The 16,664-nt window shown below is 44.3% G+C and carries 15 protein-coding genes; 4 read left to right on the top strand and 11 right to left on the bottom strand.

Annotated features, from left to right (window positions below; genetic code table 11):
• Window positions 1-386: 386 nt before the first annotated feature.
• Window positions 387-1,613 (top strand): family 8 glycosyl hydrolase, encoded by a 1,227-nt coding sequence (locus MH117_RS07330; RefSeq protein WP_239328027.1) that lies wholly within the window; start codon window positions 387-389, stop codon window positions 1,611-1,613.
• 57 nt (window positions 1,614-1,670) lie between these two features.
• Here the strand turns inward: MH117_RS07330 and MH117_RS07325 are convergent, their stop codons facing one another.
• The 6 genes from MH117_RS07325 to MH117_RS07300 form a co-directional block, all read right to left on the bottom strand.
• On the bottom strand, window positions 1,671-2,054 hold the full coding sequence (locus tag MH117_RS07325; RefSeq protein WP_239328026.1) for a DUF3899 domain-containing protein: 384 nt from the start codon (window positions 2,052-2,054) through the stop codon (window positions 1,671-1,673).
• A gap of 2 nt (window positions 2,055-2,056) precedes the next feature.
• Window positions 2,057-3,706, bottom strand: coding sequence for a peptide ABC transporter substrate-binding protein (locus tag MH117_RS07320; RefSeq protein WP_239328025.1), 1,650 nt, complete (start codon window positions 3,704-3,706; stop codon window positions 2,057-2,059).
• Between the two features lie 63 nt (window positions 3,707-3,769).
• Window positions 3,770-4,723: an ABC transporter ATP-binding protein gene (locus MH117_RS07315; RefSeq protein ID WP_239328024.1), complete on the bottom strand. Its 954-nt coding sequence runs from the start codon at window positions 4,721-4,723 to the stop codon at window positions 3,770-3,772.
• A complete protein-coding gene (locus tag MH117_RS07310; protein WP_239328023.1) occupies window positions 4,704-5,738 on the bottom strand; it encodes an ABC transporter ATP-binding protein in 1,035 nt (344 codons plus the stop codon). Before MH117_RS07310 ends, MH117_RS07315 begins: the two co-directional genes overlap by 20 nt.
• Before the next feature lie 13 nt (window positions 5,739-5,751).
• Window positions 5,752-6,711, bottom strand: a complete 960-nt coding sequence (locus MH117_RS07305; protein WP_239328022.1) for an ABC transporter permease — start codon at window positions 6,709-6,711, stop codon at window positions 5,752-5,754.
• Between the two features lies 1 nt (window position 6,712).
• Window positions 6,713-7,639, bottom strand: coding sequence for an ABC transporter permease (locus tag MH117_RS07300; RefSeq protein ID WP_239328021.1), 927 nt, complete (start codon window positions 7,637-7,639; stop codon window positions 6,713-6,715).
• A gap of 604 nt (window positions 7,640-8,243) precedes the next feature.
• Between MH117_RS07300 and MH117_RS07295 the strand changes: the two genes are divergently transcribed.
• Together MH117_RS07295 and MH117_RS07290 are read left to right on the top strand one after the other, a co-directional pair.
• Window positions 8,244-8,561: a magnetosome magnetite crystal formation protein family gene (locus tag MH117_RS07295; protein ID WP_239328020.1), complete on the top strand. Its 318-nt coding sequence runs from the start codon at window positions 8,244-8,246 to the stop codon at window positions 8,559-8,561.
• A gap of 221 nt (window positions 8,562-8,782) precedes the next feature.
• On the top strand, window positions 8,783-8,989 hold the full coding sequence (locus tag MH117_RS07290) for a cold-inducible protein YdjO-related protein (RefSeq protein ID WP_028545394.1): 207 nt from the start codon (window positions 8,783-8,785) through the stop codon (window positions 8,987-8,989).
• Between the two features lie 63 nt (window positions 8,990-9,052).
• Here the strand turns inward: MH117_RS07290 and MH117_RS07285 are convergent, their stop codons facing one another.
• The 5 genes from MH117_RS07285 to MH117_RS07265 form a co-directional block, all read right to left on the bottom strand.
• A complete protein-coding gene (locus MH117_RS07285) occupies window positions 9,053-10,525 on the bottom strand; it encodes a flavin monoamine oxidase family protein (RefSeq protein ID WP_239328019.1) in 1,473 nt (490 codons plus the stop codon).
• Between the two features lie 206 nt (window positions 10,526-10,731).
• On the bottom strand, window positions 10,732-11,850 hold the full coding sequence (locus MH117_RS07280; protein WP_275444558.1) for a Ger(x)C family spore germination protein: 1,119 nt from the start codon (window positions 11,848-11,850) through the stop codon (window positions 10,732-10,734).
• A complete protein-coding gene (locus MH117_RS07275; protein ID WP_239328017.1) occupies window positions 11,847-12,944 on the bottom strand; it encodes a GerAB/ArcD/ProY family transporter in 1,098 nt (365 codons plus the stop codon). The genes MH117_RS07280 and MH117_RS07275 overlap by 4 nt, the downstream gene beginning before the upstream one ends.
• Window positions 12,941-14,413 (bottom strand): spore germination protein, encoded by a 1,473-nt coding sequence (locus MH117_RS07270; protein ID WP_239328016.1) that lies wholly within the window; start codon window positions 14,411-14,413, stop codon window positions 12,941-12,943. Before MH117_RS07270 ends, MH117_RS07275 begins: the two co-directional genes overlap by 4 nt.
• Window positions 14,414-14,605: 192 nt before the next feature.
• On the bottom strand, window positions 14,606-15,211 hold the full coding sequence (locus MH117_RS07265; RefSeq protein ID WP_239328015.1) for a TetR/AcrR family transcriptional regulator: 606 nt from the start codon (window positions 15,209-15,211) through the stop codon (window positions 14,606-14,608).
• A 225-nt stretch (window positions 15,212-15,436) separates the two neighbouring features.
• Between MH117_RS07265 and MH117_RS07260 the strand changes: the two genes are divergently transcribed.
• Entirely contained in the window at window positions 15,437-16,660 is a 1,224-nt protein-coding gene (locus tag MH117_RS07260; protein ID WP_239328014.1) for an MFS transporter, read from the top strand.
• Window positions 16,661-16,664: the final 4 nt, after the last annotated feature.

Raw genomic sequence — 16,664 nt, 5'->3', positions numbered from 1 at the left:
TCATTACAAAAGCTATGATTTAGAAAAGGTAATTACCAATTGTATGGTCAATTCCAGGATTCACTCCTCTTTAATCCACTCCTGTGTGCAACCCAAATGAAACCGTTTATGTCATCACTTACCCATCACAAATCCAACAAAATAAAAAAAGCTGCTTGGTGCTGTGATTGTAACCTTCAATCGCAAGCATAACTGCGATGTCATACTGTAAACGTGGTCTGTTTATGAAGGAGGTGGTGTAAGAAGTTCAAATCCAACGTAGAACGATACAAATGAGAACAAGCCCACATGGATAATCACAGAAGTTAGGCTGCTGTAATGAGGCAAATGTAACTTGTCACATGGACTGAAGAAACCCAATTCATGATGAAGGAGTGTTTACCTTTATGTTCAAGAGCTATAAGCTTAAGGCGACGGCGATGATTGCTCTTCTAGTGGCAATGCTTGTTCCCGTGAGCGGAATCGTGTCTGCAGCGGGTCCAGACAGACCATTTCCGCAGCATACTAGTTACACAAGTGGATCTATTAAGCCAAATCATGTTACGCAAAGCGCGATGGATAATACAGTTAAAAGTAAATGGAACAGTTGGAAATCCAAATACTTAAAACCAGCAGGTACAGGAAAATATTATGTCAAATACAATTCAAAAGGAGAAACGGTGTCCGAAGCGCATGGTTACGGCATGCTGCTCACCGTAATTATGGCAGGGCATGAAGCAAACGCTCAAGGCTACTTCGATGGATTGTATCAATATTACAAAGCCCACCCGAGCAACAATAATTCATACTTGATGGCTTGGAAGCAGAACAGCAGCTTCCAAAATATCGGAGGGGCGAATTCTGCTACAGATGGCGACATGGATATTGCCTACGCTTTGCTGCTTGCTGACAAACAATGGGGCAGCAGTGGCACAATCAACTATTTGCAGGCAGCGATTAACATGATCAATGCGATCATGGCAAAAGATGTGAATCAATCCAAATGGACCACAAGGCTGGGTGATTGGGCTACAAGCGGAACTGAGGACACGGCTACACGTCCTTCTGATTTTATGTTGAGTCATATGAAAGCGTTTGGGGCAGCTACGGGCGATGCCAAATGGACGAACGTCATTAACAAAACCTACAGCATCATTAACACTTTATATACGAACAATAGTCCGAATACCGGGCTGCTGCCTGATTTTGTCATCTTATCAGGTGGAGTCTATAAGCCAGTCTCAGGAGAATTAATCGAATCTGAACATGACGGTCATTATCATTACAATTCCTGCCGCACACCTTGGCGTATTACAACCGATTACTTAATTAGCGGGGATAACCGTGCACTGTCACAGTTGAATCAATTAAACAGCTGGATCAAGGCAAAAACAGGTAATTCACCTGCCAACATTGTTGACGGCTATAAGCTGAATGGCAGCAATTATGGCTCGTACAACAGCGGTGCTTTCCACGCACCATTTGGTGTAAGTGCCATGACTAACAGCTCCAATCAGAGCTGGCTAAATTCGGTGTGGACACATGTTGCCAATAGTGCTGCGGAAGAATATTATGAGGACAGCATCAAGCTGTTTTCCTTGATTGTGATGTCTGGTAATTGGTGGACACCTTAAAAGCATATGACAAAAATCAGGCTATCCTGCACATGCAGGATAGCCTGATTTAAATGTTTAGAAATAATATAATTGCATGCTCACAGAGACAGTCAATATCCCTATACCTCCGCCGAGAAAATAGGCACTCAGCTTTTGAACAGCAGCGTTCTTCCACGCGAACGGAGCAGTGTGGGAAGAATGCTTCTCTTCCTCTTGCAATGCCCTAGACTTTGGTAGAAAAGCCGAACTGATCGTCGCAAAGCCTCGATACACTGGCGTGAGAAATCCAGTTCGGATCACGTACATAACGGCCCCAATTATACACGCGGATAGGCCGTACAGGAATAATGAATTGATGATTGTTAAATCTACGTTCCTGTAGCCGGACACGATCGGAATATATCCGCCGCAGAGCATGACAGTGGCCAGGCTAAAGGCAAGTATATAATGCTTACGCATGCTTAATTCTCAACTCGTGTTGCAAAGCGCAGATCCGGATTGGAGCGAGCATCAAAAATGATGCCGGTTACTTTCGGACTAACAAGTGCGGTATCCGCCGAGAATAGAATAGGGATAATCGGCAAGTCTTCCATAAGTACTTTCTCGGCTTGCTGGGTCAGTGCCACGCGTTTGTTCGCATCTAATTCATACGTTGACTTTTCAATCAACTCATCATAAGTTTTGTTGCTCCAATTCGTAAAGTTATTGGAGTTGCTGGACGTATAATGACCAAGAACACCGAGCGGGTCTAAATAGTTGCCTTCCCATCCCATGCGGGCAATTTGGAAGTTCTTTTGTTTAAATGTATCGATGTACGTTTTCCATTCCTGATTTTCGAGCTTTACTTCAACTCCTAGATTTTCCAATAGCATCGCTTGCAGTGCTTCGGCAATTTTTTTATGATTGTCAGCTGTGTTGTATTTAAACGTCACAGTAGGCAGCTGCGTCAAGCCTTCTTCTTTTAATCCTTCTGCAAGCAACTGCTTTGCTTTCTCTGCGTTGAACTCATAGTATTTTTCAGGTGCCTCGTCACGATAATCTTTGCCTGATGGATTGGAAACACCATAAGGAACATAACCGAAGGCCGCTTTTTCTCCGCCTTTTGTCACGTTCTTTGTGAGTATTTCGCGGTTGATTGCATATGAGAAGGCTTGTCTAATTTTACGATTAGTAAATGGCTTTTCCTTCACATTAAACGAGTATGTATACACGCTGAACGAAGGATGGGACAAGTATTCTTTGTTGTCTTTCTCCTGATCGATTGTATCAAGTGGAAGTGCCAGAATCAGATCCAGATCTCCCGTTTTGTACATTTGATAGTAGGTTGTTGCATCTTGTACCATCTTGAAATGGATCGTCTCCATAGAGATCGCATCCTTATTCCAATATTGCGCATTTTTAGTGAGTGTAATTTGCTCATTATGTTTCCATTCTTGTGTGCTGTAAGGTCCGTTGCCAACGATCGTATTGGATTCCGCTGCCCATTTGTCATTTTTGTCTACAACTGTCGAGCGGACTGGAAGATAAGCATGGCCTACTGCAATCGTTGGGAAAATACCGAGCGGAGCCTTAAGCTCAACAAGAAGCGTGCGGTCATCTTTGGCCGTGACCCCGACATTTTCAACACTGCCTTTTCCCTTGTTATATTCTTCTGCTCCCTTGATGTAATACAAGGAAGACGGATCGTAGGCTGCTGTTTTCGGATTTAAAATACGTTTCCATGAATATTCGAAATCGTGTGCAGTTACAGGGTCGCCATTGGACCATTTAGCACCGTCACGAATGGTAAACGTATAGATTTTGGCATCAGAGGATATGTCTACTTTACTAGCAGCACCCTCCACAATTTTGCCGGACTTATCATAGGTGTACAGGCCTTCGTACAGATTGTCGATAATAAAATAAGAAGTCGTATCAGATGCAAAGGCAGGATCTAATGTATAAGGCTCGCCTCCTGATAGATTCGCAGTTAGTACTTGCGGCACACCAGCTGCGGCAGTGTCCTTAGAAGCCTCAGTTGCTTTCGCGCCGCTGTTATCGCTGCCGGAGCAGCCAGTAAGCGCCGCCGCAGTGAGAATTAAAATTGCCAACATGATGTTCCATTTTTTCATGATTGTTCCTCCATTACATAAGATTAAATGTTGAGCTTCATAACAGGTTTTACATCGAGAAAGTTAAAACAGGTGACATGCAACCCAATGATTAGGACGTACTTCTTTGCTTTCTGGCATGTGACTTACACATATTTCAGTTGCAGCCGGGCATCTAGCATGAAAGGGACATCCAGCTGGCGGTGAGAGCGGACTTGGCGGGTCCCCGTGTAAAACTATGCGTTCTCGCAGTCGTCTGGCTGATGGATTAGAAGCTGGTATTGCGGACAACAATGCCTTTGTATAGGGATGTAGTGGTTCCGCAAATAGAGAATTGCGGTCTGCAAGCTCCATCATCTTGCCTAGATACATCACCCCAATGCGATCACTTATATGCTTGACCATGGCGAGATCGTGTGCGATAAACAGGTAGCTGAGTCCTTCTTCTTTCTGCAAGTCTTTGAGCAGATTAACAATTTGAGCTTGAATGGATACATCGAGTGCCGAGATCGGTTCATCTGCAACGATGAATTGCGGTTTTACCGCTAACGCTCGTGCAATGCCGATCCGTTGTCTTTGCCCACCGCTGAATTCATATGGATATCGTGCAGCGTGATCCGGGTGCAGACCAACTCGCTCTAACAGCTCGGCCACACGATCTCTTCTTGCTTGCCCTCGCGCTAAGCGATGGGCATCAATACCCTCAGCGATAATATCTCCAATTCGAAATCTTGGATTAAGGGAAGCGTGCGGGTCTTGAAAGATCATCTGCATGTTGCGATTCAGTTCTCGTTTCTGACTGCCTCGGGCAGCTGCAATGTCTTGTCCATGAAACACCACCTTTCCAGAAGTCGCCTCAAGCAGTCCGACGACTGTTTTGCCAAGGGTTGACTTGCCACTTCCGCTTTCCCCTACAAGCCCCAACGTTTCACCCGGTTGAATCGTTAAGCTTATGCCGTCAACTGACTTGACGACCTGATCCGCTGCGGTACTAAAATGTTTGCGCAGCTCATGAACCTCAAGAATAGGCTTCGGCATAGTTATCCCTCCTAGATGCGGCGGGCGTGTGCAGGGCAGGAGATCGAGGATCGTTCAGCCAGCAGCGCGCGCTATGTTGCTCTGTAAATGATATGGATGCAGGTAAATGATGGACACAGACATCCATGGCGTAAGGACATCGCTCGGCGAAAGGGCATCCATCAATTGATGCGTGCAGGGAAGGCGGCGTCCCTTCAATGGGAATAAGGCGCTCCTGATCATCTGCATCCAGCTTTGGAGTGGATTGCAACAATCCCCATGTATAAGGATGTTTAGGGCGATCAAATATGTCCGCTACCGTACCTGTCTCCACAATGATTCCGGCATACATGACGGCAACCCGATGGGCCACTTCTGCTACCACGCCCAAGTCATGGGTGATGAGCAAAATAGAGCTCCCCATTTGTTCTTGCAGAGCAGTCAGCATATCCAATATTTGTGCTTGGATCGTCACATCAAGAGCCGTCGTTGGTTCATCCGCAATGAGCAGTTTTGGGCTGCAGGCAAGTGCGATTGCAATGGAAACACGCTGCCGCATGCCGCCACTGAATTCGTGCGGGTACTGCTGATAACGATTATTGGCATCGGGAATGCCTACAAGCTTCAGTAATTCGATTGTTTTGTTACGAGCAGCGGATCTTGTTAATTTTTGATGTTGGCGTAAACCCTCACTGATTTGTTCGCCGACTTTCATGGTCGGGTTCAGGGACGACATCGGATCTTGGAAGACCATACCGATCTCAGAGCCTCTAATTTTTTGCATTTCCTTTTTGGAGAGGCGTGTAATATTCCGTTCCTTAAATTGAATCTCCCCATCTTTAATCAGTCCATATGGAGAGGGGAGCATCCCCATGATGGCGCGAGCTGTTACGCTTTTGCCGCTTCCGCTTTCGCCTACAATGGCTAACGTCTCTCGTTCGTTAATATGAAAGGACACGTCACGCACGGCTTGAAGTTCCTTCTCACGGGAGCGGAACACGACATTCAGATGATGAACCTCGAGCAAATGCTTCATGTGAGCACCTCCTTTAGTGATGTGAGCGGGGATCCAGAACGTCCTGCAGCCCGTCACCGAATGCATTAAACGCAAACATCGTAAGGGATATCATAAATCCCGGGAAAAACAGTCGCCACCATTGTCCGCTTAAAATGACACCAAGTGAGTCATTGGCCATAGTGCCCCAACTGGCAATAGGGGCTTGCACACCCAAGCCGAGAAAGCTCAGGAACGACTCGGAAAATATGGCTGCCGGAATTGTAAATGTCAAATTGACGATAATGATGCCTGCTGCATTTGGCAGCAGGTGCTTAAAAATAATTTTGGCATGTGATGTCCCCAGCTTTGAAGCGGCCAGCACGTACTCCTGCTGCTTCAGCAGCAGCATTTGCCCGCGCACGACCCGGGCCATGCCTACCCAACCTGTAATGGATAGCGCTACGATCATTGTCAATATACCTGGCTTCATGACAACCAAAAGCAAGATAATCACCAACAGGTACGGAATGCTATACAAAATTTCCACAATCCGCATCAATATGCTATCGATCCGATCCCCCAAACGGCTTCTGCCAGCCATGTAGCCGGAAACTCCTCCGACTATAATGCCGATGACCAAGTCTATGGCAGCTGCCGCAAATCCAATCAGGAGAGAAATTCGTGCTCCTGCCCACGTTCGTGCCCATACATCGCGACCGAGATCATCTGTACCGAACCAGTGCTCCGCGGATGGCGGCAGATTCGTTTGTGTCAAGGACTGCGCACTTGGCGAGTGGGGCAGCAATGAAGGGCCTATTGCTGCAAGCAGCATAATCAACAGCAGCAGGGCTAGCCCAATGACTGCTAGTTTGTTTCGTACAAGCTTTCTTATTTTGTCTTTCCACATCGGTACACTTGTATAGGCTAATGTCTGATCAGCTAATGTACTACGGTCTACAGGATGGAACAAATGATCCAAAGGCTGATCCAACTTGGTTGAAGTAACGTTCATGCTAAGCTCCTTTGCTGGACAATTTGATTCTTGGATCGATAAAGCGGTATGACAGATCTATCAAGAACAAGGTTACAACGAGGACAATACTATAAAATATTGTCGTTCCCATAATGACGGGGTAATCTCGATTAAAAATACTGTCCACAAAATACTTTCCAATTCCAGGTATGGCGAATATCTTTTCTACGACAAAAGTACCTGTGACAACAGAGGCAAATAATGGTCCGATAAAGGACAGCACCGGGATCAATGAATTCCTTAAGCCGTGCTTGAGTACGATTTTCCATGTCGGCAATCCCTTGGCTTCTGCCGTATGAATGTATTCCTGATGAAGGACTTCGAGCATACTTGTCCTCACGAATCTCGCAATGATCGCAATAGGTGTGACGGCCAATGCGAATGTTGGCAGCAGCGTATGCTTCCATGTGCCCCACGCCGCGACGGGAAGCAATCCCCACTGCACAGCCATATACTTAATAAGCAAGGGCGCCAAAATAAAGCTTGGGATAGAAATCCCTAACATCGCAATAAACATGGATATAAAGTCCAAGGGGCGATTATGGTGCAGCGCGGCTATCGTGCCCAGCATAATGCCTGCAAAAAGCGCCAACAGCATAGACTGAATTCCCAATAAGGCAGAGGGGACAAACCCTCTGGCAATAAGTGTGTTCACATCCGTGGTCTTCGACTGGATGGAAGGGCCTAGATCAAAAGTCAGCAAATTTTTTAAATACAATACATATTGCGTGGACAAGGGCTTGTCCAGGTTGTACCTGGCCCGCATATTTTCCAGTACGGCTTCAGGAATGGCCTTGGAATCAGTAGCAAATGGATCCCCAGGTATTAGATGCATAATGAGAAAGGTTAAGGTGACGATAACCCATAAAGTCACTAGCATCGTAAACAGCCGTTTTACAACATACATAACATCTTCTTCTCCTGTCTATTTAAATTAAGTAATACACTATGTATAGTAGGATAAATAGCTATGGAAAAGTGTTAACGCTGATCTTTTTAACCAGTTGTTAAATATTAAATCTGATAGGATTAGTATGAATAATAGGGCAGTGAAGGGGGAATGTCAACGTGTCAATATGTAAAACTTTCATTTTTTGAGGGCCATAAGGTCGTAATAATAGGGGGAAAACGAGACGTGCTGTGCTTGTTAGCGCATTCAAAAAAAGATTAAAATAATTAGTTCGCATATGAGAATTTATATGAACTAAACAGATATTTGAGTTTTTTTACAGCAAAATTTTAACTTTTAACACAGCAGGATCCTGTCAGGAAAACGCAGCGCGGATGACGTTACAAGGTAAAAACATTGCTGATCGTAATGGAAGGTCTGATTCAAAAATATGTGGATGCAAGACATGATGAGCAATTATCCTGTAACAAATGAAGTGAACGATAGCTTCCTTACAAAAATGCCAGTTAACTGAAAGGGAATTAAATAGGACATGAAGATGACTCGTGGGATAATGGGACTATCAACAAGAGATAAACAATAAACCACGAGGTGATTGAATATGAAAACCAATAATGTTCTATCTTCTTTATGCTACTTCAGTATTTTTTTTGCACCGTTTCTGCTGCCCATTATCGTGTGGCTTGTAGCTGAAGATGAAGTCAAAGCACATGCCAAAAAAGCTCTGTGGACGCATTTTGTACCCTATGCGTTACTGGTCACAGGATTAATTGTCTCTGCAGGCGTTGGATTTGGCATCCAGAATGTGACATCTCTTGGGATTGGAATATCCTTAACATATATCGTTTCCTTTGTAGTTGGCATTTATTATTTTGTATGGAATGTAGTTAAGGGTGTTCGTGTATTAAAAGAAGTTTAATTTAATCCTTTTGCTGCCGTATTCGAACGAGAGAAGAAAAGTAACGAACTGGATAACGAAATAGGCTTTGAAATATCATTTGGCACGACTGCTTCCCATTAGAGAAGCAGTCGTTTTGTGTTATCAGGATTTTTTTTGACTTGAATACGGTATCAGTGATATATTTTCTACTCAGTCTTGTGTTACTAGCAGAGAGAAAGGGATGTAATAAAGTGACAACTATGGAAGAAGAAAAACCGCAATTAATGCCTACCAAGATTTTGAAGTGCAGAAATGCAGATTGTAAAGCATGGGTCAGAGAAGAATTTGCAGTTGCAGACCAAGTATGTCCGCTATGTAAAGGACCTATGATTCGCAGTATTAAGCATCTAGCTAAGGTTCAGAATAAAGTAAAGCCTAAGCCGCGCAAACCTAAATCCGAATTCTAAACGATTACACAGCAAAACGGCTGCGTGCGACAAGCCCGCGACCGTTTTTATTTATTTGATCCGTTACTTGAGATTCACTTCATAAGCAGCCCGTATTCCTGATTCAATGGCTCCCTGCACCCATCCATGGGTAAACGTCGTATGCTCACCAGCAAAGAATACTTTGCCCTCTTGTGTGCATAGATGTGGATACAGTTCTCTTGCCTGGTTGGGAATTAAGTATGAAAAAGCCCCGCATGAATAGGGGTTATGGTTCCAACTAAATGAGGTTCCTTTAACGAAATGTGTGTAGACTTGTTCACCGTGCAGCACGGCGAGATGCTGCAGAGCAGAACGGACTCGCTCCTCATTGTTTAAACCGTCCCAACTTGTCGTATCATTGCCTAATGTATAGCTAGCTAATATAATACCAGGGCCTGCGGAGACGGGCACATGATCGGGGTAATACGTCATTCGCAGCGGTAGATCCGAGACAGTGAGACGATCATTCAGATCTTGCTCTATCCAAAAGCGATGCTTAAATTCAATCGCTACCTTGGTACCTGACATATATCTCAGTTCACGAATGGCTTGACGCTTAGGAAGCGAGAAGCTCGTAAAAGGCAGGAGTTCCACTTGTCGAAGAACGGAAAAGGGCAGGGTGATGATGCAATAATCTGCTGAAAAGGTGGACACTTGATTTGTACGTGTTTGTCTGGCTGATAGGGTTACCTGGTCAGCATGCTGTATCACTTTGGTTACCTTGTTATTATAGTGGATCAAATCTGACAACTGGGGGAGAAATGCATCAGGAAGCAGGTCCATTCCGCCTACCAGCTCGTAAAATGTGACTCCCGGCTGATTGTAGGTTAGTGCGGACATAAGAAATTCGAGCAAGGAATACTCTTTCATTCCTTCGTTATCAAGCAAGACGTTAATCATTTCTATGGCGCCAGCAGACAGGGGGACACCGAAGGCAGACGGGCACTGCCTCAAGTAGTTATCCAAGGACAATGAATCGTAGCTGCTTACGATATGCGGCCAATGCTGCGTGGGATCTTGATGAAAGTAATCTACAACTGGCTGAAGCGCGAGCTGATATAAAGTGGATGCAGTTAGTCCTTCTTCGTGGGGAGCTACTTGGTATCGAAGCAAAGCGGGATTGCGCTCATACTCAATCCGGCGTATTTTTTGACCGTTTACATATAATAGATCCAATGGATCTGATTGTCGTAGTTTGTCGAGAGGCAAATTATACTTTTTTACATATGCCATCGTTAAATAATGGACATCTGGAATCCGGTAGGCTCCTGCATTATAAAATAAACCATTGCTAAACGGGGTGCGGATCGTGAACACACGGCCGCCAGCTCGGCTGTTCGCTTCGATAATCTCAACTTCATGTCCAGCTGATCGCAGAAGCGATGCAGCGACTAGTCCTGACATGCCAGCTCCTACAATTAGGATGCGGTGCGGCTGCTTGGCAGCAGGTAGTCCGTTATGAATCATATCAATCATCTGTTGAGGTGGCAGTTGATAGGCAGCGGCAAGAGACATTCGAATTGCTCCTCTCACGATAGGCTTAGAGTCAGCTTACCCATTTTATGTGCTGATATGGGCATATATGCTCTGTTTTGTCTATATTTAGCCACAAGAATACAATTAGGGTGAGAGGTATTAAGCTTGAATATTTACGTCCTCCCAAACGCAAGAAAAGCAGACCTAATCGTCTGCTTTTCTTGCGTGTGTGCAACTGTGAATCACTAATCTACTGCACCGACACCCATTAATTTGAAGTTAACGTCAACGTTAACCTCAGCCTCCTTAAACGCTTCGCTCCAATTCTCCTGCACTTTTTTCCATTCTGGATAAGCATAAGCTCTTGCGTACATACCAAAGCCAGCAGGGTCGATGGTGGCTCGTTGCAACTTCGTGACTAACTTTATAAAATCTCGCTTCATCAGCGCGCTAATCTTATGTTCCATCTCATGAAAACTGTTACGGATCCCTTTTGTGAACAACTTTTCAGTTAGGTAGATTTGACCATTTACACGTACATTAAATTTAAACCTGCCTTCGCTGTACGACGCTTTTACCTTTGTGTTAATATTTTGGATATTAAAACTAAGGATGTTCTGATTAATAAGCCCTACAGGCTCGTTCATAGGCATAATCAGTGTATAGGGAAACTCTCCTCGTGTCTTATTCTCTAAAATATAGAGCAGTCTTGTCTCGCCAGGTGTAATGTTCATTTGAAATGCAGCTTGCCGATCTAGCAAGGCCGTCCCCAGTAATACAATATCTTTTTCTTTCCGCAGAGCAGTAAGGCTTGGGGTAATTCCTTTCTCGTGGATCTGACGATGAAAGTCCTGGATCGTAGTTCTGGTCGTATCATTGCGCTTCAGGGCTGTGTCTATGAGCTTAGACAGATGAAAAGGCAGTCGTGGCTTGTCTTTTGGTTTGAAGTTAATGATGTCACTTACAGGCCCATCGACGTAGACCATACGTGAACTTACAGTGTTTCGAGAGTCCCGAAAGAAGACGTCAATCAAGCTTTGCCAGCCCTTTACCTTGGTTAGATTCCTCCCAATTAGCACGACCTGCGCCTTATTTGACGAAGTGAGACCTAGTGCAAGTGTATCGAAACGATCCCGCGCGCTGCGCAAGGAGTTGGCAACCACTTCATAGTCTTCTTCGTTTTCTTTAGACTCTGAACTGAATACGGGACTTGATTGTGAAATAATGAGCTGTCCATCTTCGTTGACGTCCACACCTACTACCATCGTAATTGTAAGATTCTCGATACTGTGCTGATCAAAGCAGCCTGAAATTGTCGACATGGTTAAGAGGCACACAAGGAGTAACAGCCAGCGATTTATCATGTATGGACCTCTTTCTTCGGAACTAGCTGTATCAACTTGATATACAGCAGCAGCAGCACCGGGAGTACATAAGCGACAATCAGCCCTGAATAGCCAGCCCATGTCTTCCATAGTTCAGATTGATTCCATGACGGCTGTGTAATGGTAACAAGCACAAGCGAAGCTAGACAAAACACAAGCACATGCATGGAATGATTGGATGTACCGAGCAGGCGAGAACTGCAATACGCGGCGGAATAAATATAAGGTACCCATGCTGTTGAGACGACAAATAAATACATCGCTAAAAAGATAATGTCGAACCGCTCTAGAAAGCGGAATTCCACCACTTTAAGCAGCGATAAGAATGGCTGGTTGTATTGTGTAATCTCATCAGGACTGAAATACACAAAACAACCAATCGTACTGAATACATAAAGCAGCAGCGTAAAGGTATTTCCTAGCAAAACACCACGTATGGCCAACTCTTTCCGCTTCAGAAATGGATAGGTCAGAAAGATAATCTCAAATCCAATAAATGAAAAGGTTGTCGTGTTTACAGCATTAAGGATAGGCTGCCACCCCTCCTTAATGAGAGGAAGCATGTGTATCAACTGACCCTCGCGCAAAGGAATGATAAATACTAAGCCCATCCATAACGAGAGAAAAAAAACAAATTCGCAGTATCTGGCTACTGCTAAAATATGATGGCGTGCCATCATATAAGCAGGAACAACAAACAAAGCCATAATCATCGTCATGGACATTGAAGGCAGGAACCAGGCTTGAATAAACAACATGGTGTTCACCAGCACGCTCCAACTGAAAAACACAAAATGAATGACCAGCAGCAGAATAAATACTCGCCCAATTACTTTGCCAAACAGGCGCATACACAAGTCGGGCAGTGTATCATTCGGATATTGTCGCATAACCAAAACCATAACGATGCCAAACCCTACATTCATCATCCAGGCCAGTATGATGGAGATCCAGCCGTCTGTTCCCGCAACTTCAGCCAGCTGCCGTGGGAGTGACAATATTCCCGTGCCAACTTGCATGCTGTGGATCAGGAGCGAGAATTGCAGGAATGTAATGACGGGTTTTCTTTTCATGTTGCATCACCATCTGGTTTGTTGTTTCCCTGCCGCTTACTTTGCTTTGGCATGGAACTGGTGGGGCGGGAACTCATTTTCCAAAGTGGTAATCGAACAAATGCATCCTTCCAATCTGAAAATTTTAAGGGTGACAACGGGCTGCCATAAGGAGCTCCTAACGAGGTCAGGGCTGTTAGGTGTGAAACAAGCATCATGGCTCCGGAGACTAGGCCTACTATGCCAAACATAAACGCAAGCAGCATCATCGGAAATCGGAGGAAACGAATGGCCGCGCCCATATCATAGTTCGGGATGATAAACGAGGCAATGGCCGTAACGGATACTACGATAACCATAATGTTACTTACAATTCCTGCCTGTACTGCGGTCTGTCCAATTATTATGCCCCCTACCAAGCCGACGGTTTGCCCAATAGGTGCAGGTAGACGAATGCCAGCTTCGCGCATCATCTCCAGTGTTATTTCCATCATCACGGCCTCTAGGAACGGATGAAAGGGAACTTTTTCTCTGGACTCGGCGATCGATAGTACGAGTTGGATCGGGATGACTTCGAAATTATAGGTTAAAAATGAGATATAAATAGAAGGTAAAAACAAGGCGATCATAAACGCAAAAATGCGTAGTAAACGAATAAAGGTCGCAATCGACCATCTCATACTGTAATCATCTACACTTTGAAAGAACGACACAAAAGTGACAGGAGCGATTAAGACACTTGGTGAACGGTCGACGACAATCACATATCGCCCCTGCAAGATGTGGGATGCGGCAGAGTCTGGACGCTCAGTCATTAAGAGCTGTGGAAAAGGGGAGAGCGAGCGATCCTCCACAAATTCTGATAATTCTCCCGTATTAATAATGGCATCAACTTTAACTTTGCCAATACGTTCAACAAGCTCTTCAAGTATCTCGGGATTGGCGACATCATTGAGATACATAATGGAGATGCTTGTTTTGCCGCGCTCGCCAACCATCAACTGCGTTATCTTTAATTCACGATTAGGAATGTATCTGCGAATAAGCGCAATGTTCAGCTGCGCTGTCTCCACGAACCCTTGATGAGCACCTTTAATCGAAGCTTCTATCTGTGGATCTTCAATGGCGCGCTGTGGCCATCCACTCGTGTCTAACAGATAAGCTTCTGCTTGTCCTTCCATAAAAACGACAGATTTACCGATTAATAAACCGTGTTCTATTTCACTCCACATCGTTGTGTTCTTGATGTTGCCAACAGTAACAGGAACAACACCTTCCTGATTTTGAATGCTTTGGAAAAAGGGACGAAGCACATCGTTATTAATGGAATTCATGTCTACAAGTCCTTCAAAGTAGGCAACAACTGCAGACGCACCTTGCTCGGTATCCATGCTCCGTATGACAAGGTCTGGAGCCAGCGTAAAGATCGATTGCAATTGTGAAATATTTTGCTGCAACTGTTCGTGTACTGTTCCATTGGAACTTGCCATAGTCTCATCCCCAACATTATTCATAATGTGGGAAGTTTGCGTAAATATTTCTTTTTTTATGCAGTAGCGCATTGAATGTGAACATGGGATCGTAGGTATGATGCGGAAGTAAGGGGGAGGTAGTTGAAAGCAGCCTCGATCAACATGCAGCTGATGAGGCCATTTTCGATAAGTGACTGTGTGACTGTTGAGTTAGTGCTGATGGCGTAGAAATAAATGTAAAATGTGCATGGCCGAATCTTGCTCGATAAATGACAGATCTTTTGCTTCGGCTAGAAGAATGGACTGAAGGCAAACTAGAAAGTAATAAGCGAGCACACTTGGTGATCCGTCAACGATATGTCCGGAAGCTTGGCCATCCGCCATTATGGAGGCAACCATCTGTAAATTATCATTCATCTGCAGTTTCACAGCAGCCTTTAATTCCACACTAGTCGAATCGGATGTCATAAATTGTTCCATAAACAATTGATGAAATAAAGCATCATCCCAGTTGTATACATATACTTGTTCCACGAGACACTTTAATTTTACGTCTGCAGTTGCTTGCATTTGCGTAATACGAGCCAATTCATGCTTAAAGCTGTTTATATTTTTATTTAAAAGAGATACATAGATTTCATCTTTGGATTTGAAATAATTATAGACAAGCCCGTGACTCATGCCGGCTTGCTTGGCGATATCAGATATCTTCGTAGAGTTCATTCCATTCTTGGCAAATAACTCAACTGCCGCAGACATAATCTGCTCGCAACGTTCCTTGCGAAGCTCTCGGTCCTTCTCTTCATTTCTGGCCACTTTGCCATCCTCCCCTCTACTGGTTTACATATGTAAGACCTATTTATGATAGAGCGTGTCTGAAAGAACTGTCAAGCAATTGGCTAAAGGGAAAAATTTAATATCTCACAGATTGACTTTGGGTCAATCTGTGAGATATACTTCTTCTTACAGAAAAAAAGATAGTAACAAACCAATCATGCAGAATGGAAATAAGTGTTCTGCAGTGGAGGAGAGCAAACAACTATGTCTGGTAAGGAAATGAATAAAGGGCCATTGCTGATCTTGATGGTTAACATGTTTATTGCCATGTTAGGTATCGGTCTGATTATCCCGGTGCTGCCTGAGTTTTTGAAGGAATTCGGTGCTAGTGGTAAGGCTGCGGGGTATCTGGTGGCAGCGATGGGATTGACGCAGTTTATTTTTTCACCGATCGCAGGTGAGTGGTCCGATCGATTCGGACGCAAAAAGTTAATCATTGCAGGTCTTCTTCTGTTTAGTGGTTCCAATTTAATCTTTGCAGTTGCAGATCAAATGTGGATGCTTTATGTATCTCGGTTTGTTGGAGGAATAGGTGCTGCGGCTATGATTCCTTCTATGATGGCCTATGTAGCGGATGTAACCAGTGTTGAAAGTCGAGGCAAAGGACTAGGCATGCTTGGTGCTTCGATGTCACTAGGATTTGTAATTGGGCCTGGCATTGGCGGATTTTTAGCTGAACTGGGCATTCGTGCGCCATTTTATGTATCGGCAGGTGTAGGTGCGATCGCTATGATTGTCTCCTTGCTCGTACTCCCAGAGACGTTGTCGGTTGAACAGCGGCAACAGTTGATGAAGCATAAGCAGAAAGCCGAAAATATTTTCAAACAATTGGCTCAGTCTATAAAAGCTCCCTATTGGATCTTTTTGTTCCTCATGTTTACTTTAACGTTTGGCTTGGCGAATTTTGAAGCTATTTTTCCACTCTTTGTTGATCAAAGATATGGTTATACAGCACGTGACATTTCGATTTTAATTACTGTGGGAGCATTGGTTGGTGTGTTTATTCAAGCGTTGTTTATCGATAAATTACTGAAGAAGTTTGGGGAGCGTAGGCTGATTAATGTAACCTTCCTGGCATCAGCAGTTACGTTGGTGTTGATGTTATTTTCAGGGAATATGTCGTATATGCTTGTGATGATCGTGCTCTTCTTTACGTTTACATCGATATTACGTCCTGCGATTAACACGTTATTGTCTAAGCTTGCAGGCGAGGAGCAAGGGTTCGTAGCTGGTATGAACAATGCGTACATGAGTCTAGGTAACATCTTTGGTCCGGCGCTTGCAGGTATATTATTTGACATTCATTTGGATCTGCCCTATTCGTTTGGTGCCATCATTCTTGTGATAAGTTTTGGTTTGTCGGTCATATGGGGAAGGAACTCTTCTAAGTCGGCGAACAAAGCAGCCATTGAATCCCACATGAGTTAATGCT

It is taken from the genome of Paenibacillus sp. ACRRX (assembly GCF_022346885.1).
In the GTDB taxonomy this organism is placed as follows: Bacteria; Bacillota; Bacilli; order Paenibacillales; family Paenibacillaceae; genus Paenibacillus_B.
This window is presented reverse-complemented; position numbering and strand designations above follow the sequence as displayed.

What these genes read in the sequence shown, in the direction of transcription:
- MH117_RS07270 (WP_239328016.1), bottom strand. Translation starts at nt 14,413, where the DNA reads ATGGCAAGTTCCAATGGAACAGTACACGAACAGTTGCAGCAAAATATT.
- MH117_RS07325 (WP_239328026.1), bottom strand. Translation starts at nt 2,054, where the DNA reads ATGCGTAAGCATTATATACTTGCCTTTAGCCTGGCCACTGTCATGCTC.
- MH117_RS07280 (WP_275444558.1), bottom strand. Translation starts at nt 11,850, where the DNA reads ATGATAAATCGCTGGCTGTTACTCCTTGTGTGCCTCTTAACCATGTCG.
- MH117_RS07285 (WP_239328019.1), bottom strand. Translation starts at nt 10,525, where the DNA reads ATGTCTCTTGCCGCTGCCTATCAACTGCCACCTCAACAGATGATTGAT.
- MH117_RS07275 (WP_239328017.1), bottom strand. Translation starts at nt 12,944, where the DNA reads ATGAAAAGAAAACCCGTCATTACATTCCTGCAATTCTCGCTCCTGATC.
- MH117_RS07315 (WP_239328024.1), bottom strand. Translation starts at nt 4,723, where the DNA reads ATGCCGAAGCCTATTCTTGAGGTTCATGAGCTGCGCAAACATTTTAGT.
- MH117_RS07310 (WP_239328023.1), bottom strand. Translation starts at nt 5,738, where the DNA reads ATGAAGCATTTGCTCGAGGTTCATCATCTGAATGTCGTGTTCCGCTCC.
- MH117_RS07305 (WP_239328022.1), bottom strand. Translation starts at nt 6,711, where the DNA reads ATGAACGTTACTTCAACCAAGTTGGATCAGCCTTTGGATCATTTGTTC.
- MH117_RS07260 (WP_239328014.1), top strand. Translation starts at nt 15,437, where the DNA reads ATGTCTGGTAAGGAAATGAATAAAGGGCCATTGCTGATCTTGATGGTT.
- MH117_RS07330 (WP_239328027.1), top strand. Translation starts at nt 387, where the DNA reads ATGTTCAAGAGCTATAAGCTTAAGGCGACGGCGATGATTGCTCTTCTA.
- MH117_RS07320 (WP_239328025.1), bottom strand. Translation starts at nt 3,706, where the DNA reads ATGAAAAAATGGAACATCATGTTGGCAATTTTAATTCTCACTGCGGCG.
- MH117_RS07290 (WP_028545394.1), top strand. Translation starts at nt 8,783, where the DNA reads ATGGAAGAAGAAAAACCGCAATTAATGCCTACCAAGATTTTGAAGTGC.
- MH117_RS07300 (WP_239328021.1), bottom strand. Translation starts at nt 7,639, where the DNA reads ATGTATGTTGTAAAACGGCTGTTTACGATGCTAGTGACTTTATGGGTT.
- MH117_RS07295 (WP_239328020.1), top strand. Translation starts at nt 8,244, where the DNA reads ATGAAAACCAATAATGTTCTATCTTCTTTATGCTACTTCAGTATTTTT.